The organism is Pedococcus sp. P1_H8, from assembly GCF_056405175.1.
This window is the reverse complement of sequence record NZ_JBFUCP010000007.1, coordinates 20,222-39,536: the sequence shown is the minus strand read 5'-3', so window position 1 is coordinate 39,536 and position 19,315 is coordinate 20,222. Positions and strand designations below refer to the sequence as shown.

The following is a 19,315-nucleotide window of genomic DNA, read 5'->3' as shown; positions in this document are numbered from 1 at the left end:
GGCTCTACGACTGGATCTGCGTCACCGGCATCGAGGAGTCCGCAGGCAGCCCCAGGTCGGAGGGCGCCCGTCCCTTGAGCACCATCTGCGCGCCCAGCGAGGCGACCATCGCACCGTTGTCGGTGCACAGACCGGGCCGGGGCACGCGCAACATGATGCCCGCCGCGTCGCAGCGCTCCTGGGCCATGGCGCGCAGCCGGCTGTTGGCCGCCACCCCGCCACCGATCTGGAGGTTCCTGACGCCGTGCTCCTTGCAGGCCAGGACTGCCTTGCGGGTGAGCACGTCGGTGACAGCCTCCTGGAAGGACGCGGCGACATCGGCCACCGGCACCGGCTCCCCTGCCGCCTCGCGGGCCTGCACCCAGCGGGCCACCGCCGTCTTGAGCCCGGAGAACGAGAAGTCGAACCGGTAGCGCTCCATGTCGCGCCCTGTCGTCAGCCCCCGCGGGAAGTCGATCGCGAGCCGGTCGCCCTCCCGCGCCATCCGGTCGATGTGCGGCCCGCCGGGGAAGGGCAGTCCCAGCACCCGCGCGACCTTGTCGAACGCCTCGCCCGCAGCGTCGTCGATCGTGGACCCCAACGATTGGATGTCGTGGGTGACGTCGGGCACGAGCAGCAGTGACGAGTGCCCACCCGAGACGAGCATGGCCAGGGTGGGCTCGGGCAGCGGGCCGTGCTCGACGATGTCGACGGCGACGTGGGACGCAAGGTGGTTGACGCCGTAGAGCGGGACCCCCAGCGCGACCGCCAGCGACTTGGCGGCGGCGACGCCCACCATGAGCGCCCCGGCCAGGCCGGGCCCCGACGTCACCGCGATCGCGTCGAGGTCGGCGAGCCTGACGCCCGCCTCGCGCGTGGCACGTTCGATCGTCGGGACCATCGCCTCGAGGTGGGCGCGGCTGGCCACCTCGGGGACCACGCCGCCGAACCTCGCGTGCTCGTCGACACTGCTGGCGATCGCGTCGACGAGCAACGTCTCGCCCCGCACGATGCCCACGCCTGTCTCGTCACAGGACGTCTCGAGTCCGAGCACGAGCGGCTGGTCGGCACTCACCGCGCCACCTCCTGGAGGGTCAGTCGCATCACGTGGGCATCCACGTCACCCGGCTGGTAGTAGCGTCGTCGGACGGTCAAGATCTCGAATCCCCTTGACTCATAGAGCTTTCGGGCCGGTCCGTTGTCGGCGCGCACCTCCAGCATGAGGTATGCCGCGTGGTCGGCCTGCGCCCGCGACACCAGCTCCTCGAGGAGCCGGCGGCCGAGGCCGCGACCCTGGGCGCGGGGCGCGACGGCCATGGTCATCACATCCGCCACCTCACCGCCGAGGTCGACTCCGGCATAGCCGACGACCGCTCCCTCGCCATCCTCCTCGACGACGTAGGAACGTCGGGGGCGCGCAGCGAGCTCGGACCAGAGGCTCCCCGGCGACCAGGCGTCCTTGGGGAACAAGTCGTGCTCGATGTCGGTCACCGCCTCGATGTCGGTCCACCGCAGGTCCCTCACGGCTTCGCCCGCTCTGCAGTCGTGAGGGCGTCGGGCCGTCGCAGGTAGAGGGGTTCGACCGGCATCGGCCAGCCGTTCTCGATCCCTTCGCGGGCAGCGCCCGCGAGGACTCCGGCGTCCACGTCGAGCACGTCGACGGGTCGCTCGAAGAGGTCCGGGTAGAGCACCGGCCCGCGACCGGCCGTCGGCAACGCGCGCAGGGCTTCCGGCAGGTCCGCCGGGCGGTCCACCGCCGGGTCGGTGACGCGCGTCGCGCGGCCTGCCTGCACGGCATACCGGGCCCAGTAGACCTCCTTGCGGCGGGCGTCCGTGGCGACGAGGAGCGCACCGTCGCCCACCCGTCCGGCCGCGGCCCTGGCGAGCACGTCGAGGCTGCAGACACCGTGGACCGCGACCGCGCGGGCGTGGGCGAAGACGAGCCCCGTCGTGATGCCGACGCGCAAGCCGGTGAACGGGCCAGGACCGGTGCCGACCACCACGTCGGTGACGTCGGCAGGCCTGGCGCCGGTCGAGTCGAAGCACTGCTGCATGAGGGGGGCGAGGCGTTCCGTGTGCCCGCGCGCGTCCAGGACCGTCGCGGTCACCGCGTGGTCGCCACCGTGCAGACCGACCGTGATCGCCGTCGTCGACGTGTCGATGGCCAGGATGAGCATCAGGCGACCCCACCGAGCGCGGAGAGGTCGGCGTCGGCCCACCGGATGCCGTGGGTCTCGACGCGGACGCGGCGGGTGTCCTCGCCGGACAGGGTGACCTCGATGCGGTCCTCGGCCAGGTCCTCGGCCAGGCCGTGACCCCACTCGACGACCGTGACGGAGTCCTCCAGCGCCGTGTCGAGGTCGAGGTCGTCGAGCTCGGCGAAGCCGCCCAGACGGTAGGCGTCGACGTGCACGAGCGCTGGACCCCCGACCAGCGACGGATGGACGCGGGCGATGACGAAGGTCGGCGAGGTGATCGGGCCCCGCACCCCCACTCCCTCGGCGAGGCCCTGGGTCAGCGTCGTCTTGCCCGCGCCGAGCCCGCCGGTCAGGACGACGAGGTCCCCCGCATGCAGGACCTGCCCCAGCCGGACGCCCCAGGCCCGGGTGTCCTCGGCGGTGGGCAGGTCGGGGCTGACGAGGTCAGGCACGGCTCTGCCCGCGTCGCGCCCTCGCGACGCGGCGACGCTTGGCCAGGTCGGTGACCGTGCGCCGGACCCGCGGCTTGCGCGCGACCTCGATGCCTTCGGCCGCAGCGCGCATCCCGCGCTCGATGAGGCCCTCGAACTGCTCGTTCAGCACCTCGGGGTGCTCGAGCATGATGATGTGCCCGGCCTCCTCGATCACCACGTGCTCGGCGCCCGGGATGAGTCGGACGATCTCCTCGCTGTGGTCAGGAGGGGTGAGCACGTCGTGAACTCCGTTGAGCACCAACACCTCCACGCCGTGGAAGTGCACGAGCGCGTCGCGCTTGTCGTGCTCGTCGAAGGTCGGCAGGAAGTCCGCCATCACATCGAGCGGGGTCCCGAAGATCATGTCGGCGGTCAGCCGGACCGCGATGGGCGGCACCGGTGACGCGAAGCTCCACCGCTCGACGAGGAACTCCTCGATGTCGCGGCCGGCGCGCAGGGCGGTCCGGACCAGCCCGGGCCGCGACGAGAGGCGGTCGAGGACGCCCGGACCGAAGCGGCCCACGAGCTTGCCGAAGTACTGGCCGAAGCCGAGCGACACCAGCTGGGCGCCACCCGCGCTGGTCGCGACGAACGCCGTCGCGACGACCCGGTCACGGATCAGGTCGGGGTGCTGGTCGGCGAGCGCCATCGTCGTCATGCCACCCATCGAGTGACCGATGAGAACGAGCTGGCCCTCGGGCGCCGCCTCCTCGATGACCCGGTGCAGGTCGCGGCCGAGCTGGTCGATGTCGCAGGACGCCTCGCTGCCGCGCCCGGAGCGCCCGTGCCCGCGCTGGTCCCACGCGACCACGCGGTGGCCGTCGCGGACCAGGGCCTTGCGCTGCAGGACCCAGCTCTCGAGGCTGAGGCAGAAGCCGTGGGAGAAGACGACCGTCGGCTTGTCGGGACCCGCGGCGTCGGCCGCCGGCTCGTCGATCTCGACGTGCAGGGGCACGCCGTCGTCCGCGACGACCACGAGCTCCTTGTCAGGCGTGTGGGCGTAGGCGCCGACGGGAGCCAGCACGGACAGGCGCGCGTGGCGCTCCTTGCTGACCCGGCCCGCCGCGATGCCGGCCGCGGTGGCGACTCCGGCGGCAGCCAGCCCGATCCCGAGACCGGCGAGGCTGCGGTTGGTGGGGCTCACTGTTCACCCCCGAGGTAGACCCGCGGCACCCTCGCACCGACACGCGTGACGATCTCGTAGTTGATCGTGTCGATCGCCGCGGCCCAGTCCTGCGCGGTCGGCTCCCCGGCAGCGCCGACGCCGAACAGGATGGCCTCGTCCCCTGCCTCCGCACTGCTGTCGGGACCCAGGTCGAGGACGAACTGGTCCATGCAGACCCGTCCCGCCACGGCATACCTGCGGCCGCCCACCTGCACCGGGCCGACGCTGGTGGCGTGCCGCGGCACGCCGTCGCTGTAGCCCATCGGCACCAGACCGAGCTTGGTGTCCTGGGTGGTGGTGTAGACGTGGCCGTAGGAAACGCCTTGTCCCGCAGGGGAATCCTTGACGCTGGACAGGCGGGCGACCAGCCGCATGGCCTCACGCAGGCCGAAGTCCTCGGGCGCCCCCAGGTCGGGGACGGGCGAGAGGCCGTAGACGGAGACTCCCGGCCGCACGAGGTCGTAGTGGGCGGACGGGTTGGTGAGCGTGGCGGCCGAGTTGGCGAGGTGCCTCACCTGGGGCGTCAGGCCGGCGCGCTCCGCCTGGGCGACGATTCCCTCGAACCGCTCCTGCTGGGCCCGGACCGTCGGGTGCTGCGGGGCGTCGGCATAGGCGAAGTGGCTGAACAGCCCCACGAACTCCACGGCGCGCTCCGCCTGGGCGGATGCCAGCGTGGCCAGCAGGTCGTCGAGATCGGAGTCCCAGGCGCCGTTGCGACCGAGGCCGGTGTCCACCTTGAGGTGGACCCGCGCCGTTCGCCCGGTATCGGTTGCAACGCGGAGCACCTGGTCGAGGGCCCAGGTCGTGGACACGCCGAGGTCGACGCCGAGCTCGACGGCTTCGACGAAGTCCTGACCCGGCACGTGCAGCCACGACAGCAGCGGCGCGTCGATCCCGGCGCGACGCAGCTCGACGGCCTCGGGCAGCTGGGCCACGCCGAGCCAGGTGGCTCCGCCGCGCAGGGCGGCCCGGGCGCTGGGCACCAGGCCATGGCCGTAGGCGTCGGCCTTGACCACCGCCATCACCTCGGCGCTGCCGGCCAACCTCTTGAGGGCCGCGACGTTGGCGCTGATCGCGGACAGGTCCACCTGGGCGCACGCGGGCAGCCCCGGCGGGGCCGGGGCTGGGGGGGTGCTGCTCGTGGTGTCGCTCATCGCCGCCCAGTCTTTCACGAGCGTGGGAGTCAGCGCGTGAGCAGGTGCGTCGGGGGGTGGCGCGCGGGAGTTCACCGGCTGGGGCGTCGCTTCCTCATGCAAAAGGCGAGTTAGCGCCGCCCGACCCGGCGCTAACTTGCCATTTGTATGAGATCCCTGCAGTCAGCGCGTGAGCAGGTGCGCGACGGTCGCGGGTATGCCGTGGGCGACGGCGAGCGCGCGCACCGGGCCTCCCGGATTGGCCCGGTCGGCAGACACACCGTGCACGAGGGCGCCCAGGCTGCCCGCGTCGAGCGGGGTCAGCCCCGAGGCGAGCAGGGCGCCGCAGACTCCGGCCAGCACGTCCCCGGCCCCGGCCGTCGCGAGCCACGCGGGCGCCTCGTTCTGCGAGCGCACCGGCAGACCCGACGCCGCGGGCGGGACGACGAGCGTGGTGGCCCCCTTGAGCAGGACGGTGGCCCCGGTGAGGTCGGCCGCGCGACGCGCCTGGCCGAGCGGGTCCGACTGAACCGCGTCACGCGTGGTCTCGGAGCCTTCCAGCCGGGTGAGCAACCGGGCCAGCTCGCCCGCATGCGGGGTGAGCAGCGTCGGGCCGTCGCGTCGCCCGTCGACGAGGTCGAGACCGCCGGCGTCGACGAGCACCGGCAGGTCGGAGCCCAGGGCGGCACGGGCGACGTCGAGCTGGGCCTTGCTGCCCGCGGCCCGGGAGGCAGTGTCGAGGCCGGGTCCGACCACCCAGGCCTGCACCCGCCCCTCGCCGTGCACGGCCTCGGGGATCGCCGCCCGGACCAGGCCGGTCGGCGTGGGGGTGCCGACGTAGCGCAACATGCCCAGGCCGGCACCGACTGCGGCCGCGCAGCACAGGATTGCCGCCCCGGTGTAGTCCTCGCCGCCCGCAACCACCCCGAGGACGCCGCGCGAGTACTTGTCGTCGGTGGACGTGGGGACGGGCCACAGGCGCCGCACGTCGGCGAAGTCGAGGCGTTCGACGTCGGGGGGTCCGTCCACGTCGAGTCCGATGTCGATGACTGTGAGCCGACCCACGGCAGCCTCGGTCGCAGGGAGCAGGTGCACCGGCTTGGCCACTCCGAAGGTCACCGTCTCATCGGCGAAAACCCCTGTGTCCGAGGCACTTTCGCCTGCCGGGTCCTGACCCGACGGGAGGTCGACGCTGACGACGTAGGCCGACTCGGGGATGGCGTCGACCCACGCCACGGCCGCCTCCGGCAGGCCTGGCCGACCTCCGATCCCCAGCAGTCCGTCGATCACGAGGTCAGCATCGGCGAGCGGGACCGCCCACTCGCCGTCCGCTGCCACGACCGTCACGGCGGCCGCCAGCCACGATGCCGAGTCGCCGATGGCCAACGGCCAGTTCCCTTGCAGCGCAAGGCAGTGGTAACCGTCCTCCGCAAGGTGGGCCGCGGCATACAAGGCATCTGCGCCGTTGTTGCCCGGCCCCGCGAAGACAACGACGCGGGTGCCCCTGGAGGCTTTCAGGCGGGCGCGGCACACCTCGGCGAGCCCTGCGGCGGCACGCGCCATGAGCTCGCCCTCGGGGAGCTCTCCCATCAACGCCTCCTCGGCCGCGCGGACGCGCAGCGCGGACCACGCCCTCAGCACGCCGACTCCCTCAGCACGGGCCCGCCCTCAGCACAGCTCAGCCTTCCGCGATGACGACGGCCGAGGCGATCCCCGCATCGTGGGACAGCGAGATGTGCATCGCGTGCACTCCCAGGGCCTCGGCGCGGGCTTCGACGGTGCCGGTGATCTGCAGGTGCGGGCGGCCGTCGTCACCGCGTCGCACCGTCGCGTCGTGCCACTGGAGGCCGACCGGCGCGCCGAGCGCCTTGGCCAGCGCCTCCTTGGCGGCGAACCGCGCGGCGAGCGAGTTGAGCGGCAGGGAGCGCTCCTCGTCGGTGAAGAGGCGGTCGAGCAGGCCGGGCGTGCGTTCGAGCGTCTGCCCGAAACGCTCGACGTCGACGACGTCGATCCCGACTCCGACGATCACCGGATCAGTGCCCGCTCACTCGATGGTCGCTCACTCGACGGTGACGCTCTTGGCGAGGTTGCGGGGCTGGTCGACGTCGAGGCCCTTGGCCGAGGACAGGTGCAGCGCGAAGACCTGGAGCGGCACGACGGTCAGCAGCGGCGCGAGCAGCGGCGACGTCGCGGGCACCCGGATGACCTCGTCGGCGAAGGGCACCACGTCCTCGTCGCCGTCCTCGGCGACCACGATGGTGCGCGCGCCGCGGGCGCGGATCTCCTGGATGTTGGAGACGACCTTCTTGTGCAGCTCGTGCGGGGTGCCCGGGCCGGGGACCACGATGAAGACCGGCTGCCCGGCCTCGATGAGCGCGATGGGGCCGTGCTTGAGCTCACCCGCGGCGAATCCCTCGGCGTGGATGTAGGCGAGCTCCTTGAGCTTGAGCGCGCCCTCCAGGGCGACCGGGAAGCCGACGTTGCGGCCGAGGAAGAGCACCGAGCGGGTGTCGGCCATGAACCGGGCGATCTCCTTGACCCGGTCCATCCGGCCGAGCAGGTCCTCGAGCTTGGCCGGGATCTCGTGGAGCTCCTTCATCACCGACTGCGCGTCGTCGGCGAAGGTGCCGCCACGCAGCTGGGCGAGGTAGAGGCCGAGGATGTAGCAGGCGGTGATCTGGGCGAGGAAGGCCTTGGTCGAGGCGACCGCGATCTCGGGACCGGCGTGCGTGTAGAGCACCGCGTCGGACTCGCGCGGGATGGTCGAACCGTGGGTGTTGCAGATGGAGAGGGTCAGCGCGCCGAGCTCGTGGGCGTGCTTGACCGCCATCAGGGTGTCCATCGTCTCGCCGGACTGGCTGATCGAGACGACCAGGGTGCGTTCGGTGGCGATGGGGTCGCTGTAGCGGAACTCGTGGGCGAGGGAGACCTCGACGGGGATCCGGGTCCAGTGCTCGATGGCGTACTTGGCGACCATGCCGGCGTAGGCCGCGGTGCCGCAGGCCACGATCGTGATCCGGTCGACGTTCCGCAGCTGGTCCTCGGTGATCGACATGTCGTCGAGCACGAGCCGACCGTCGATGTCGGTGCGACCCAGCAGGGTGTCGCCGACGGCGTGCGGCTGGTCGTAGATCTCCTTCTCCATGAACGTCGCGTAGCCGCCCTTCTCGGCGGCGGCGGCGTCCCAGGTGACCTCGTAGTGCTTGCCCTCGGCCGGCGTGCCGTCGAAGCCGATCACCGAGTAGGAGTCGGGGGTGATCGTGACGATCTGGTCCTGACCGAGCTCGAGGGCGTGGCGGGTGTGTCCGATGAAGGCCGCGACGTCCGAGCCGAGGAAGTTCTCGCCCTCGCCCAGCCCCACCACGAGCGGGCTGTTGCGGCGGGCTCCGACGACGACGCCGGGGCTGTCGGCGTGCACCGCCAGCAGCGTGAACGCGCCCTCCAGGCGGTTCACGACGTTCTGCATGGCCTCGGTGAGGTCACCGGTGGTGGCGTACTCGCGGGCCACGAGGTGGGCTGCCACCTCGGTGTCGGTCTCGCTCTCGAAGACCGCACCGTCGGCGAGGAGGGCGCTCTTGAGCTGGTGGAAGTTCTCGATGATGCCGTTGTGGATGAGGGCGAGCTTGCCGTCCTGACCGGCCCGGTGCGGGTGGGCGTTCTGGTCGGTCGGACCGCCGTGCGTCGCCCAGCGGGTGTGACCGATGCCGGTCGTCGCTCCAGGGAGGTGGTCGGCGTCGAGAGCCTCCTGGAGGTTGACCAGCTTGCCGGCGCGCTTCTCGCTCGAGACCCCGTCGGTGGTGACGAGGGCGACCCCCGCCGAGTCGTACCCGCGGTACTCCAGGCGGGCCAGGCCCTCCATGACGACGTCCAGCGCTTTGCCGTCCGCGTTCGGGCCGACGTATCCGACGATTCCGCACATGGGAGGCAGCCTAACCGTCGACCGCCTCCGGCACGCCATCAGCAGGCCTGTGCGCGGACGCCGGGCCGGGGCGTGCCCTCGGTGAGCAAGAATGGCGCCCGTGAGCCACCCCGCGAACGGCAACGGCGCCCTCCCCTCGCCCTACGTCGAGCTGGACCGTGCCGCCTGGGCCCGACTGCGGGAGAACCAGCCGCTCAACCTCGACGCCGACGACGTGAGCCGGGTCCAGGGACTGGGCGAGCGGGTCGACCTCGCCGAGGTCGAGGAGGTCTACCTCCCCCTGTCGAGACTGCTCAACTTCTACGTCGGCGCGACGGCCGGGCTGCACCGGATCACGGGCGACTTCCTCGGCGAGAGCCCTGCGAAGACGCCCTTCGTCATCGGGGTCGCCGGGTCGGTCGCCGTGGGGAAGTCCACGACCGCGCGCCTGCTCAAGGAGCTGCTGTCCCGCTGGCCGGGGACACCGGAGGTCGAGCTCATCACCACCGACGGGTTCCTCTACCCCAACGCAGAGTTGGAGCGTCGACACCTGCTGCAGCGCAAGGGTTTTCCCGAGTCCTACAACCGTCGAGCCCTGCTGCGGTTCGTGGCGGAGGTCAAGTCCGGCAAGGCCGAGGTCAGCGCGCCGGTCTACTCCCACCTGACCTATGACATCGTCCCCGGCGAGAGGGTCGTCGTGCGCCAGCCCGACGTGCTCATCGTGGAGGGGCTCAACGTGCTGCAGGCGCCGCGGCTGCAGGAGGACGGCCGCACCGGCCTGGCCGTGAGCGACTTCTTCGACTTCTCGGTCTACGTCGACGCCCACCTCGACGACATCCGGCAGTGGTACGTCGAGCGGTTCCTGCGGCTGCGCGAGACGGCCTTCGCCGATCCCCATTCCTACTTCCACCGCTACGCCGTCCTGTCCGACGAGCAGGCCCGCGACACCGCCGCGCGCATCTGGCGGGAGATCAACGAGGTCAACCTGCGCGAGAACGTGCTGCCCACCCGCAGCAGGGCCACCTTGGTGCTCGCCAAGGGCAAGGACCACAGCGTGCGTCGCATCCGTCTCCGCAAGCTCTAGGTGCCGTCTGTCGCGTGGCCCGCCACGCGGCATACCTCGCCTCCGTCCCCCGCTCCGCGCATGATGGGGGTATGCCGTCCGCTTCCGACCGCGAGCACCCCACCGCCGCTGCCACACGCACCGAGCACGACTCGATGGGAGACGTGGAGGTACCCGCCGACGCGCTGTGGGGCGCCCAGACCGCGCGGGCGGTCGAGAACTTCCCGATCTCGGGCCAGCCCGTGCCGGCCGGGGTGATCCACGCCCTCGCGCTGCTCAAGGCCGCCGCCGCAGAGGTCAACGCCGAGCTCGGGGTGGTCGACCCCGCCATGGCCCAGGCCATCGCTGCCGCGGCCTCCGAGGTGGCACAGGGAGGGCACGACGACCAGTTCCCGATCGACGTCTTCCAGACGGGGTCGGGCACGTCGACCAACATGAACGTCAACGAGGTCGTCGCCCGGATCGCGCACCTGGCGACCGGCGACGCCGTGCACCCCAACGACCACGTCAACGCCGGGCAGTCGAGCAACGACACGTTCCCGAGCGCGCTGCGCATCGCGGCCACCCTCGCCGTGCACCGCGACCTCGCTCCCAGTCTGCTGCACCTCGCAGAAGCGTTGCGGGCCAAGGAGATCCAGTTCGTCGACGTCGTCAAGGCCGGCCGCACTCACCTGATGGACGCGGTGCCGGTGACGCTCGGACAGGAGTTCGGCGGCTATGCGCGGCAGGTCGAGCTGGGCGCCGAACGCGTCGTCGCAGCGGCACGGGCAACAGCCGAGCTACCCCTGGGCGGCACGGCTGCCGGGACCGGGCTGAACGCGGCTCCGGGGTTCGCGCCGGCCGTCATCGAGCGGGTGAGCACCCGGACCGGGGTGGTCTTCCGCGAGGCCGCCGACCACTTCGAGGCGCAGTCCGCGCAGGATGCCGTCGTCGAGCTCAGCGGGGCGCTCAAGGTCGTCGCCGTGAGCCTGACCAAGATCTGCAACGACCTGCGCTGGATGTCCTCCGGCCCGCGGTCGGGGCTCGGAGAGATCCACCTGCCCGACCTGCAGCCCGGGTCGAGCATCATGCCCGGCAAGGTCAACCCGGTGCTGCCCGAGGCCACCTTGATGGCCTGCGCCCAGGTCATCGGCAACGACACGGCCATCACACTCGCCGGAGCCTCGGGCGCCTTCGAGCTCAACGTCATGCTGCCCGTCATGGCGCGCAACATCCTCGAGTCCGCCTCGCTGCTGGCTGCGACGTCCCGACTGCTCGCCGACCGCTGCGTGGCAGGCATCGAGGCCGACGTCGAGCGCGCCAAGGACCTGGCCGAGGGGTCGCCGTCGATCGTCACCCCGCTGAACCGCTACATCGGCTACGAGGCCGCTGCCGCCGTGGCCAAGCAGTCGATCAAGGAGCGTCGCTCCATCCGCGAGGTCGTCATCGAGCGGGGCCACGTGGCCAGCGGCGAGCTCACCGAGCAGCAGCTCGACGAGGCGCTCGACGTGCTGGCCATGACCCGCCCGCCCCGCTGACCCCAGCCTGCGCCGACCGAACCGAGACGAGATCCCAGCTCTCGGGCTCCCCGGGCGGTGGGAAGGCCGAGAGCTGGGATCTCGGAGTCAGTCTGGAGCGTGGCTGCTCAGTACCAGTGCGGTGAGCGGCTCTGCCAGAAGTCCAACGCGCCGCACGGCGTGCCGTAGGAGCTCTTGATGTACTGCAGGCCCCAGCGGATCTGGGTGGCCGGGTTGGTCAGGTAGTCCGCGCCGACGGTGGCCATCTTGGAGGCCGGCAGCGACTGCGGGATGCCGTAGGCGCCGGACGAGGAGTTCGTGGCCTTGTAGTTCCACCCGCTCTCGCCCATCCAGAGGCTGTCCAGGCAGCTCCACTGGCTCTGGTCGAAACCGAACTCGGGGAGCAGCGCGCGAGCGGCGGCGCGGGGGTCGTTCTGGGCGTTCTCGAGGATGGCCTGCTTCTTGGCCTCGAGCGCCTTGCGAGCCTTCTCGCGGGCAACCTTCTCGGCGGCTTCGCGGCGCGCGGTGGCGACGGCCTGGGCCGCGGCGATCGCGGCGATGCGGTCCTTCTCCTGCGCAGCGGCGATGCTGGCGTTGGTCTCGTTGCGGTCAGCGGCCAGCCGCGCGGTGTCCTCGATCTGGGCATCGGCGAGCTCGTTCGCCTGGGCGATCGCCTCGGTGCTGACGGTGAACGCGGCAGCGCCGGTCTGGCGCTGGTCCGAGGCCTGGTAACCGGCGGCGGTCGTGGCGATGACCGCCAGCAGCACGCTCGAGGTCACGGCGGGACGACGGATTGCCTTGGTGAGGGCGGAGGGTCGAGAGGCTTTCCTGCCGTGGGCCGCACCATGGCGGTGCCGACCCTGGTAGGGCTGACTCATACGGTTTCCTCCAAAGGAAAGGCCACCGCGTACGTGGTGGCCTCAATCGGTGCCGGGGGGATGTCTTTGCCAAGTCGCCCAACCCTGCGCAGCCCCACAGGCTGCGTAGACACAAAGACGGCGTCCCGGCACGTTATGAAACCGAGACTTTACCCGACCTTGGAAGACGAACTCCAATCGCCTCCATACCATTGGGGCCCTTGTGACGGGTGTGACAGCAGATTCATCCTTTTGGGGGAGGCACACCGCCCTGTGAGCAGGGCGATGTGCCTCCGGACACATCGGCAGCGCCTCGGTCAGACCTCCAGGCCCTCGAGCAGGTCGGTCACCAGGGCCGCAATCGGACTGCGCTCGCTGCGGGTGAGGGTGACGTGGGCGAACAACGGGTGCCCCTTGAGGGCCTCGATCACGGCTGCCACCCCGTCGTGCCGCCCGACCCGCAGGTTGTCCCGCTGGGCGACGTCGTGCGTCAGCACCACTCGTGAGTTCTGGCCGATGCGCGAGAGCACGGTGAGCAGCACGTTGCGCTCCAGGCTCTGCGCCTCGTCGACGATCACGAACGCGTCGTGCAGGGAACGACCCCGGATGTGGGTCAGCGGCAGGACCTCGAGCATCCCGCGGTCCATGATCTCCTCGACGACCTCGTGGGAGACCAGGGCGCCCAGGGTGTCGAACACCGCCTGGGCCCACGGACCCATCTTCTCGGACTCGGAGCCGGGGAGGTAGCCCAGCTCCTGGCCACCCACGGCATACAGGGGCCGGAAGACGACCACCTTGCGGTGCTGGCGTCGCTCCATGACCGCCTCGATGCCGGCGCACAGCGCCAGCGCGGACTTGCCGGTGCCGGCCCGCCCACCGAGCGAGACGATGCCCACGTCCGGGTCGAGCAGGATGTCGAGGGCGATGCGCTGCTCCGCGCTGCGGCCGTGCAGCCCGAACGCGTCGCGGTCGCCGCGCACCAGCCGGATCTGCTTGTCGGCGCCGACCCGCCCCAGACCGCTTCCCCGCGGCGAGAGCAGGACCAGGCCGGTGTGGCAGGGCATCTCGGCGGCCGCGGCGTTCTCGATGCGGCCGTGCTCGTACAGGGCATCCATCTCCACGGTCGTCACGTCGAGCTCGGCCATGCCGGTCCAGCCGGAGTCGATCGCCAGCTCGGCGCGGTACTCCTCCGCCTCGAGGCCGACGGCCGACGCCTTGACCCGCATGGGCAGGTCCTTGCTGACGACGGTGACGGCGAAGCCCTCGTCGGACAGGTTCTTGGCGACCGACAGGATCCGGGTGTCGTTGTCCCCCAGCCGGAAGCCGGCCGGCAGTGAGCTCGGGTCCGTGTGGTTGAGCTCGACGCGCAGGGTGCCACCGTCGTCGCCCACCGACACGGGGGCATCGAGCCGTCCCTCACTCATCCGCAGGTCGTCGAGCAGCCGCAGCGCCTGACGCGCGAAGTACCCCAGCTCCGGGTGGTGCCGCTTGGCCTCGAGCTCGGTGACGACCACGACCGGCAGCACGACTTCGTGCTCCTTGAACCGCAGCATGGCGCGCGGGTCGGACAGGAGGACCGAGGTGTCGAGCACGAACGTCCGGAACGCGGGCGCCTGGGGCTTGCCCTTCACCTTCGGCACCGGCATGGCGCGAGAGGCTCCGGCGCCAGCAGGGGTGCTGGCGGTGCGCGGCGATGAGCTGGAGGAGGTACGACGGGTGATGTCGTGGTTCGAGGCCAATGTCTCTCCTTGGCACAGCGCGCGCTCGGCGCGATGCGCCTACTCGCGAACGACGTGCCGGGACCAGGCTCTCCCACTGCGGTGGAGCCGGTTCCGGCCCTCCGCACGGAGCTGGATCTGCTCCATAGGTCGGCCTCCCCGAACGTGGGACGGGTGCCCCGCGTCACTACGGACGGTACGACCGTGTCCGGCCCGCGCGACGCAACCACGCCGCATGTCGTCGCATGTCGTCCAGAGTTGGCCCGTTGGCCCGATGCGCGTCTCAGGAGTTGGTATGCCGTGGAGCTCGGCTAGTTGCCGAACCTTCTGTTGCGGTCGGCGTAGGCGCGCAGCGCGCGGAGGAAGTCGACGTGCCGGAAGTCGGGCCAGTAGGCCTCGCAGAAGTAGAACTCGCTGTGCGCGCTCTGCCACAGCAGGAACCCGGACAGCCGCTGCTCACCCGAGGTGCGGATGACGAGGTCGGGATCGGGCTGGCCCTTCGTGTAGAGGTGCTCGGCGATGTGCTCGACCTGGAGCGTCTCGGCGAGCTCCTCGATCGTGGTGCCGTTCGCGGCGTGCGCGACGAGCATCGACCGGACCGCGTCGGTGATCTCCTGGCGTCCGCCGTATCCGACGGCGACGTTGACCGTCATACCCTTGACGCCCTCGGTGAGGTCGGCGCTCTCCTTGAGGCGGCGTGCGGTCTCGGCGGGCAGCAGGTCCAACGACCCGACCGGGTTGATCACCCAGCGCTTGGTCTGGGCCAGGTCGCTCACGGTGTTCTCGATGATCGACAGCAGGGGGACGACCTCCGCCGCCGGCCGGCTGAGGTTGTCGGTGGAGAGCAGCCACAGGGTGACCACCTCGACGCGCGCCTCGTCGCACCAGTCCAGGAACCCCGCGATGTTGTCGGCCCCGGCCTGGTGGCCTTCCTTGGTGCCGTGGCCGCGGGCCTTGGCCCACCGGCGGTTGCCGTCCAGCATCACGCCGACGTGCCGGGGAAGGGTCTCCCGGGAGAGGCGACGGCTCAGTCGCCGCTCGTACGCGGCATACAGGAGGTCGGACAACGCCACGGTCACTCCTCGCCTTCTCCCGAACTGCACACGACCCACTCGGTCCCAACGCACCACGCTACCCCCGTGCGCCCCGCGCGGTCAGGCAGGATGGCGACCATGTCGCCCGCGCCCGGATCCTTCTACCAGCTCGACGAGACGGCAGTGGGAAGCAGCACCGTGACCGCCACGCCCCACACCGCGGGGCCGTGGTCCGCCGAGGCCCAGCACGGCGGGCCGCCCATGGCGCTGATGGCGCGCGAGGCGCAGCGGCTGGGCGACGGGTCGCGGGTGGTCGCCCGGGTGACCTGCGACCTGCTCGGACCGGTGCCCGTGGCGCGGCTGCGGGTCATTGCTCGCGTGATGCGGCCGGGGCGGTCCGTCGAGCTGGTGGAGTGCGAGCTCGTCGACCTGGCCACGTCGCGTGCTGTGGCGCGGGCGGCCATGTGGCTGGTGCCGCGCGTGGAGTCGGGGCCGGTGGCGGGGTTGCCCGCCCTGCCTCCAGGCCCTGCCGAGGGCGTCACGCTGGGTCGGCCGCCTGGCTGGCACGCCGGCTACCTCGACGCGATCGAGTGGTCCTGGGTCGAGGGCGCCTTCGCGCAGCCCGGACCTGCCAGCGTCTGGATGCGTCCGCGGGTGACCCTCGTGCCCGATGAGCCGCTGTCACCGCTGCAGCGGCTCCTCGTGTGCGTCGACTCGGCCTCGGGGGCCAGCGCCGCGCTGGACATCCGCGACTGGCAGTTCATGAACACCGAGCTGACCGGCCACCTGGTCCGGGAGCCGGATGGGGAGTGGATCGGCCTGCGGGCCGAGACCACGCTGGGTGGTGGTGCCGCAGGCTTCGCGCAGGCAGAGGTGTTCGACGAGCACGGCTTCGTGGGGCGAACGGCGCAGGCGCTACTGGTGCGACCAGCGGTACGGAAGTGACGGACCGACCAGACTCCGAGCCCCTCGATGAGGCCAGCCTCACAACCTACGCTCAGGTAACCTACGCGACCGTAGGTTACAGTGGTGGCATGACTACGGCACCCGCCCCTCGCTCTCAGCAGGGACCCATCGAGTCAGTCGTCGCTGCGGTGAAGCCGCACCTGCGCGGCTGGCTGCACGCCGGCATGGTCCCCCTCGCCCTCGCGGCAGGCATCGTCCTGATCGCCTTGGCCCCCACGACTCCCGCGCGCATCGCCGCCGCGGTCTTCAGCGTCACCGCCTGGCTCCTGTTCGGCACCTCTGCGGTCTACCACCGCGGGAACTGGTCGCCGAAGGTCGCCGGCATCCTGAAGCGGATGGACCACTCCAACATCTTCCTGATCATCGCGGGCACCTACACGCCCTTCACGCTGCTGCTGCCCCGGGACGACGCCCGGACCATGCTGATCATCGTGTGGAGCGGCGCCATCGCCGGCGTGCTGTTCCGCGTCTTCTGGGTCGGCGCCCCCCGCTGGCTCTACACCCCGGTCTACGTCGCCCTCGGGTGGGTCGCAGTCTTTTACCTCGGCCCGTTGCTCAAGTTCGGCGGCCCGGCCATCGTCACCCTGATCGCCGTCGGCGGCCTGCTCTACACCGTGGGCGCCCTCGTCTACGGCATCAAGCGGCCGAACCCGTCACCGCGCTGGTTCGGGTTCCACGAGATCTTCCACACCCTGACCGTCGCCGCGTTCACGGTGCACTACATCGCAGCGTCCATGACGGTCTACGGCGCCGGCTCGCCTTCCTGACCCACAGGCCGCCTTCCTGACCCACCGGTCGCCTTCCTGACCACCCGCCCGTCTTGATGGTCACTGGTCGATCGAGGCCATGTTGGCTTCGTCGTGGCGTTCGCCGGCGGCGGGCGCCAGATTGTCGAGTCGGTCGATCTGGTCGACGGAGAGTTCGACGCCGTCCGCAGCGATGTTCTCCTCGACCCGGGCAACGCGACGGGTGCCCGGAATGGGCGCGACGTCGTCCCCTCGGGTGAGCAGCCAGGCCAGGGCGGTCTGGGCCGGGGTAGCGCCGATCTCGGCCCCGATGGCACGGACCTCGTCGACGATGGCCAGGTTCCGCACGAAGTTCTCGCCGGTGAACCGAGGGTTGGTCTTGCGCCAGTCGTCGTCAGCGAAATCCGCTACGGAGCGGATCTGACCGGTGAGCAGGCCATGTCCGAGCGGGGAGTACGGGACGAACCCGATGCCGAGCTCGCGCAGCAGCGGCAAGATCTCCGCCTCGGGGTCGCGGGTCCACAGCGAGTACTCGGTCTGCAGCGCGGACACCGGGTGGACCGCGTGGGCCCTATGGATCGTCTCGGGGCTGGCTTCGGAGAGCCCGAAGTGGAGGACCTTACCCTCGGCAACGAGGTCCGCAACGGCACCGGCGGTCTCCTCGATCGGGGTGTTCGGGTCGACGCGATGCTGGTAGTAGAGATCGATGTAGTCGGTACCGAGACGCTTCAACGAGCCCTCGACTGCGGCGCGGATGTTGCCTGCGCTGCTGTCCATGACGCGAGGGCGGACCTCGCCCTTCGCGTGGGACACCAGACCGAACTTGGTGGCGACGACCACCTGGTGGCGTCGGCCTCTCACGGCCTGGCCGACGACTTCCTCGCTGTGGAAGGGGCCGTAGATCTCCGCGGTGTCGATGTGGGTGACGCCGAGGTCGAGCGCACGGCGGATCGTCCGGATGGACTCTGAGTCGTCGAGAGCACCTTCACTGGTGTAGGTGCCGGCCATGGTCATCGCACCGAGACCGATGCGGGAGACCTGCAGGCCACCCAGGGAAACGAGCTTCATGATCGTCGTACTTCCTTCGCTGTCGGGGGTCGTCGGTCGCGCCGACTCACCCACAGAACCAGCGCCCACGACGAGGAAGAAGACACTGTCAGGAGGGGTACTGACAGTGTCCCCCTTGACGACACCGCGATCAGGGCCAGGTCCGTAGGGTGAAGGCATGACGAGCGAAACGGGCCCGGATGTGCGCGGTGACGTGCGGGGTGACGTGCGCGCCCAGATCCGTGAGTTCCTGACTAGCCGACGTGCTCGGATCACGCCGCAGCAGGCCGGGCTCCCGATCTTCGACACCGCTCGCCGCCGGGTACCAGGACTGCGCCGCGAGGAGGCCGCGATGCTCGCGGGCATCTCCAGCGAGTACTACGTCCGGCTCGAGCGCGGCGATGCCACCGGAATCTCCGAGGGGGTGGTCGACGGGATCGTGCATGCCCTGCAGCTGGACGACGCCGAGCGCAGCCACCTCCTCGATCTCCTCCGCGTAGCCAGCAGACCGCGCACTCCACGACGTCGGCCGCCCGTCGCGCGGGTCCGGCCGACCGTCCAGCGGATCATCGACTCGATGGTCGGCACGCCTGCGTTCGTGCTCAACGGCAGGCTCGACGTGTTGGCGTCGAACGAGCTCGGGCGCGCCCTCTACGCGCCGATCTACGAAGAGGTCACCGACCCTCCGAACAACGCGCGCTTCATCTTCCTCAACCCCAAGGCGACCCTGTTCTGGCTGGACTGGGACAAGGTCGCCAACGACACTGTCGCGATGCTGCGAACCGAGGCCGGCCGTGACCCCTACGACCGCGACCTCTCCGACCTCGTCGGCGAACTCTCGACCCGCAGCGCCGAGTTCCGGGTGCGATGGGCCGACCACAACGTCCGGCTCCACGTCACAGGCCGCAAGACCATTCACCACCCCACCGTCGGCGACCTGGACCTACCCTTCGAGTTCATTCCCCTGCCTGGCGATCCTGGCCAAAGCCTCCTGACCTACACCGCCGAGCCAGGGTCACCGTCGCAAGAGGCCCTCGGCCTGCTCGCGAGCTGGGCGACCGCCCCTCGAGTCACGCAGCTCGAAGCAACGGTCGACGACGCCTGACCCGTCCACGTCCAGTCGCACGAACGTCAGGCCGACGGCGCGTTCTCCCAGAGGCCGACGACGTTGCCCTCCGTGTCGGTGAAGTAGGCCGTGAAGCCCATCTCCCCCACCGGCTGCTTGGGCAGCGACACGGTCCCGCCCTTGGCCGCGATGGCCTCCAGCGTCGAGTCGATGTCGTCGACGTCGATGACCACCCGAGGCGCCTCGCCAGCGCTGGCCCGCGGTCCCATCCCGCCGTTGATGAAGCCGGGTTCGGTCGGCCCCTGCTCGCCGGTCGGACCGGTCGACACCATCGTGTAGTCCATGCCCGGGTAGGACTGCAGGTCCCACCCGAACAGCTCGCCGTAGAAGGCGCGGGCCCGCTCCCCGTCGTCGTAGGGGAGCTCGAAGTGGACGATACGACCGCTCATGACGGGGCCTCCTGGCTCGGCGCCCCG

19 protein-coding genes are annotated in these 19,315 nt (G+C 70.9%); 5 read left to right on the top strand and 14 right to left on the bottom strand.

What is annotated here, in order from left to right:
- Window positions 1–4: 4 nt before the first annotated feature.
- The 9 genes from tsaD to glmS all read right to left on the bottom strand — a co-directional run bounded on the left by tsaD (window position 5) and on the right by glmS (window position 8,867).
- Window positions 5–1,054: a tRNA (adenosine(37)-N6)-threonylcarbamoyltransferase complex transferase subunit TsaD gene (tsaD, locus tag AC1DYG_RS11285; RefSeq protein WP_477639958.1), complete on the bottom strand. Its 1,050-nt coding sequence runs from the start codon at window positions 1,052–1,054 to the stop codon at window positions 5–7.
- Window positions 1,051–1,503 carry a ribosomal protein S18-alanine N-acetyltransferase gene (rimI, locus tag AC1DYG_RS11280; protein WP_477639957.1) on the bottom strand — a complete coding sequence of 151 codons (453 nt, stop codon included), beginning with the start codon at window positions 1,501–1,503 and terminating at the stop codon, window positions 1,051–1,053. The genes tsaD and rimI overlap by 4 nt, the downstream gene beginning before the upstream one ends.
- Complete coding sequence (gene tsaB / locus AC1DYG_RS11275) at window positions 1,500–2,156, bottom strand: tRNA (adenosine(37)-N6)-threonylcarbamoyltransferase complex dimerization subunit type 1 TsaB (RefSeq protein WP_477639956.1); 657 nt, start codon at window positions 2,154–2,156, stop codon at window positions 1,500–1,502. Before tsaB ends, rimI begins: the two co-directional genes overlap by 4 nt.
- The gene (gene tsaE / locus AC1DYG_RS11270) at window positions 2,156–2,629 is read right to left on the bottom strand and encodes a tRNA (adenosine(37)-N6)-threonylcarbamoyltransferase complex ATPase subunit type 1 TsaE (protein ID WP_477639955.1); all 474 of its coding nucleotides are present in this window, start codon (window positions 2,627–2,629) and stop codon (window positions 2,156–2,158) included. Before tsaE ends, tsaB begins: the two co-directional genes overlap by 1 nt.
- The gene (locus tag AC1DYG_RS11265) at window positions 2,622–3,794 is read right to left on the bottom strand and encodes an alpha/beta fold hydrolase (protein ID WP_477639954.1); all 1,173 of its coding nucleotides are present in this window, start codon (window positions 3,792–3,794) and stop codon (window positions 2,622–2,624) included. Before AC1DYG_RS11265 ends, tsaE begins: the two co-directional genes overlap by 8 nt.
- Entirely contained in the window at window positions 3,791–4,969 is a 1,179-nt protein-coding gene (gene alr / locus AC1DYG_RS11260) for an alanine racemase (protein ID WP_477639953.1), read from the bottom strand. The genes AC1DYG_RS11265 and alr overlap by 4 nt, the downstream gene beginning before the upstream one ends.
- A 162-nt stretch (window positions 4,970–5,131) precedes the next feature.
- A complete protein-coding gene (locus AC1DYG_RS11255) occupies window positions 5,132–6,589 on the bottom strand; it encodes a bifunctional ADP-dependent NAD(P)H-hydrate dehydratase/NAD(P)H-hydrate epimerase (protein WP_477639952.1) in 1,458 nt (485 codons plus the stop codon).
- Window positions 6,590–6,626: 37 nt separating this feature from the next.
- On the bottom strand, window positions 6,627–6,977 hold the full coding sequence (locus AC1DYG_RS11250; RefSeq protein WP_477633092.1) for a holo-ACP synthase: 351 nt from the start codon (window positions 6,975–6,977) through the stop codon (window positions 6,627–6,629).
- A gap of 30 nt (window positions 6,978–7,007) precedes the next feature.
- A complete protein-coding gene (gene glmS, locus AC1DYG_RS11245; RefSeq protein ID WP_477639951.1) occupies window positions 7,008–8,867 on the bottom strand; it encodes a glutamine--fructose-6-phosphate transaminase (isomerizing) in 1,860 nt (619 codons plus the stop codon).
- Between the two features lie 91 nt (window positions 8,868–8,958).
- On the opposite strand from glmS, the gene coaA reads away from it, so the two are divergent.
- Window positions 8,959–9,930 (top strand): type I pantothenate kinase, encoded by a 972-nt coding sequence (coaA, locus tag AC1DYG_RS11240; protein ID WP_477639950.1) that lies wholly within the window; start codon window positions 8,959–8,961, stop codon window positions 9,928–9,930.
- Between the two features lie 71 nt (window positions 9,931–10,001).
- Window positions 10,002–11,426, top strand: a complete 1,425-nt coding sequence (locus AC1DYG_RS11235; protein WP_477640263.1) for a class II fumarate hydratase — start codon at window positions 10,002–10,004, stop codon at window positions 11,424–11,426.
- Between the two features lie 107 nt (window positions 11,427–11,533).
- Here the strand turns inward: AC1DYG_RS11235 and AC1DYG_RS11230 are convergent, their stop codons facing one another.
- From AC1DYG_RS11230 to AC1DYG_RS11220, 3 genes are all read right to left on the bottom strand, one after another.
- Window positions 11,534–12,184: an aggregation-promoting factor C-terminal-like domain-containing protein gene (locus AC1DYG_RS11230; protein WP_477639949.1), complete on the bottom strand. Its 651-nt coding sequence runs from the start codon at window positions 12,182–12,184 to the stop codon at window positions 11,534–11,536.
- A 395-nt stretch (window positions 12,185–12,579) separates the two neighbouring features.
- On the bottom strand, window positions 12,580–13,908 hold the full coding sequence (locus tag AC1DYG_RS11225) for a PhoH family protein (RefSeq protein ID WP_477640262.1): 1,329 nt from the start codon (window positions 13,906–13,908) through the stop codon (window positions 12,580–12,582).
- Window positions 13,909–14,291: 383 nt separating this feature from the next.
- A complete protein-coding gene (locus tag AC1DYG_RS11220; RefSeq protein ID WP_477639948.1) occupies window positions 14,292–15,053 on the bottom strand; it encodes an isoprenyl transferase in 762 nt (253 codons plus the stop codon).
- 99 nt (window positions 15,054–15,152) lie between these two features.
- Between AC1DYG_RS11220 and AC1DYG_RS11215 the strand changes: the two genes are divergently transcribed.
- Together AC1DYG_RS11215 and trhA are read left to right on the top strand one after the other, a co-directional pair.
- The gene (locus AC1DYG_RS11215; RefSeq protein ID WP_477639947.1) at window positions 15,153–15,959 is read left to right on the top strand and encodes a thioesterase family protein; all 807 of its coding nucleotides are present in this window, start codon (window positions 15,153–15,155) and stop codon (window positions 15,957–15,959) included.
- Between the two features lie 89 nt (window positions 15,960–16,048).
- Complete coding sequence (trhA, locus tag AC1DYG_RS11210) at window positions 16,049–16,747, top strand: PAQR family membrane homeostasis protein TrhA (RefSeq protein ID WP_477639946.1); 699 nt, start codon at window positions 16,049–16,051, stop codon at window positions 16,745–16,747.
- A gap of 60 nt (window positions 16,748–16,807) precedes the next feature.
- On the opposite strand, the gene AC1DYG_RS11205 is transcribed toward trhA, so the two are convergent.
- Complete coding sequence (locus tag AC1DYG_RS11205; protein WP_477639945.1) at window positions 16,808–17,794, bottom strand: aldo/keto reductase; 987 nt, start codon at window positions 17,792–17,794, stop codon at window positions 16,808–16,810.
- Between the two features lie 157 nt (window positions 17,795–17,951).
- Between AC1DYG_RS11205 and AC1DYG_RS11200 the strand changes: the two genes are divergently transcribed.
- Window positions 17,952–18,878, top strand: a complete 927-nt coding sequence (locus AC1DYG_RS11200; RefSeq protein ID WP_477639944.1) for a helix-turn-helix transcriptional regulator — start codon at window positions 17,952–17,954, stop codon at window positions 18,876–18,878.
- 26 nt (window positions 18,879–18,904) lie between these two features.
- Here AC1DYG_RS11200 and AC1DYG_RS11195 read toward each other — a convergent pair whose 3' ends face one another.
- Complete coding sequence (locus AC1DYG_RS11195; RefSeq protein ID WP_477639943.1) at window positions 18,905–19,288, bottom strand: VOC family protein; 384 nt, start codon at window positions 19,286–19,288, stop codon at window positions 18,905–18,907.
- Between the last annotated feature and the right edge of the window lie 27 nt (window positions 19,289–19,315).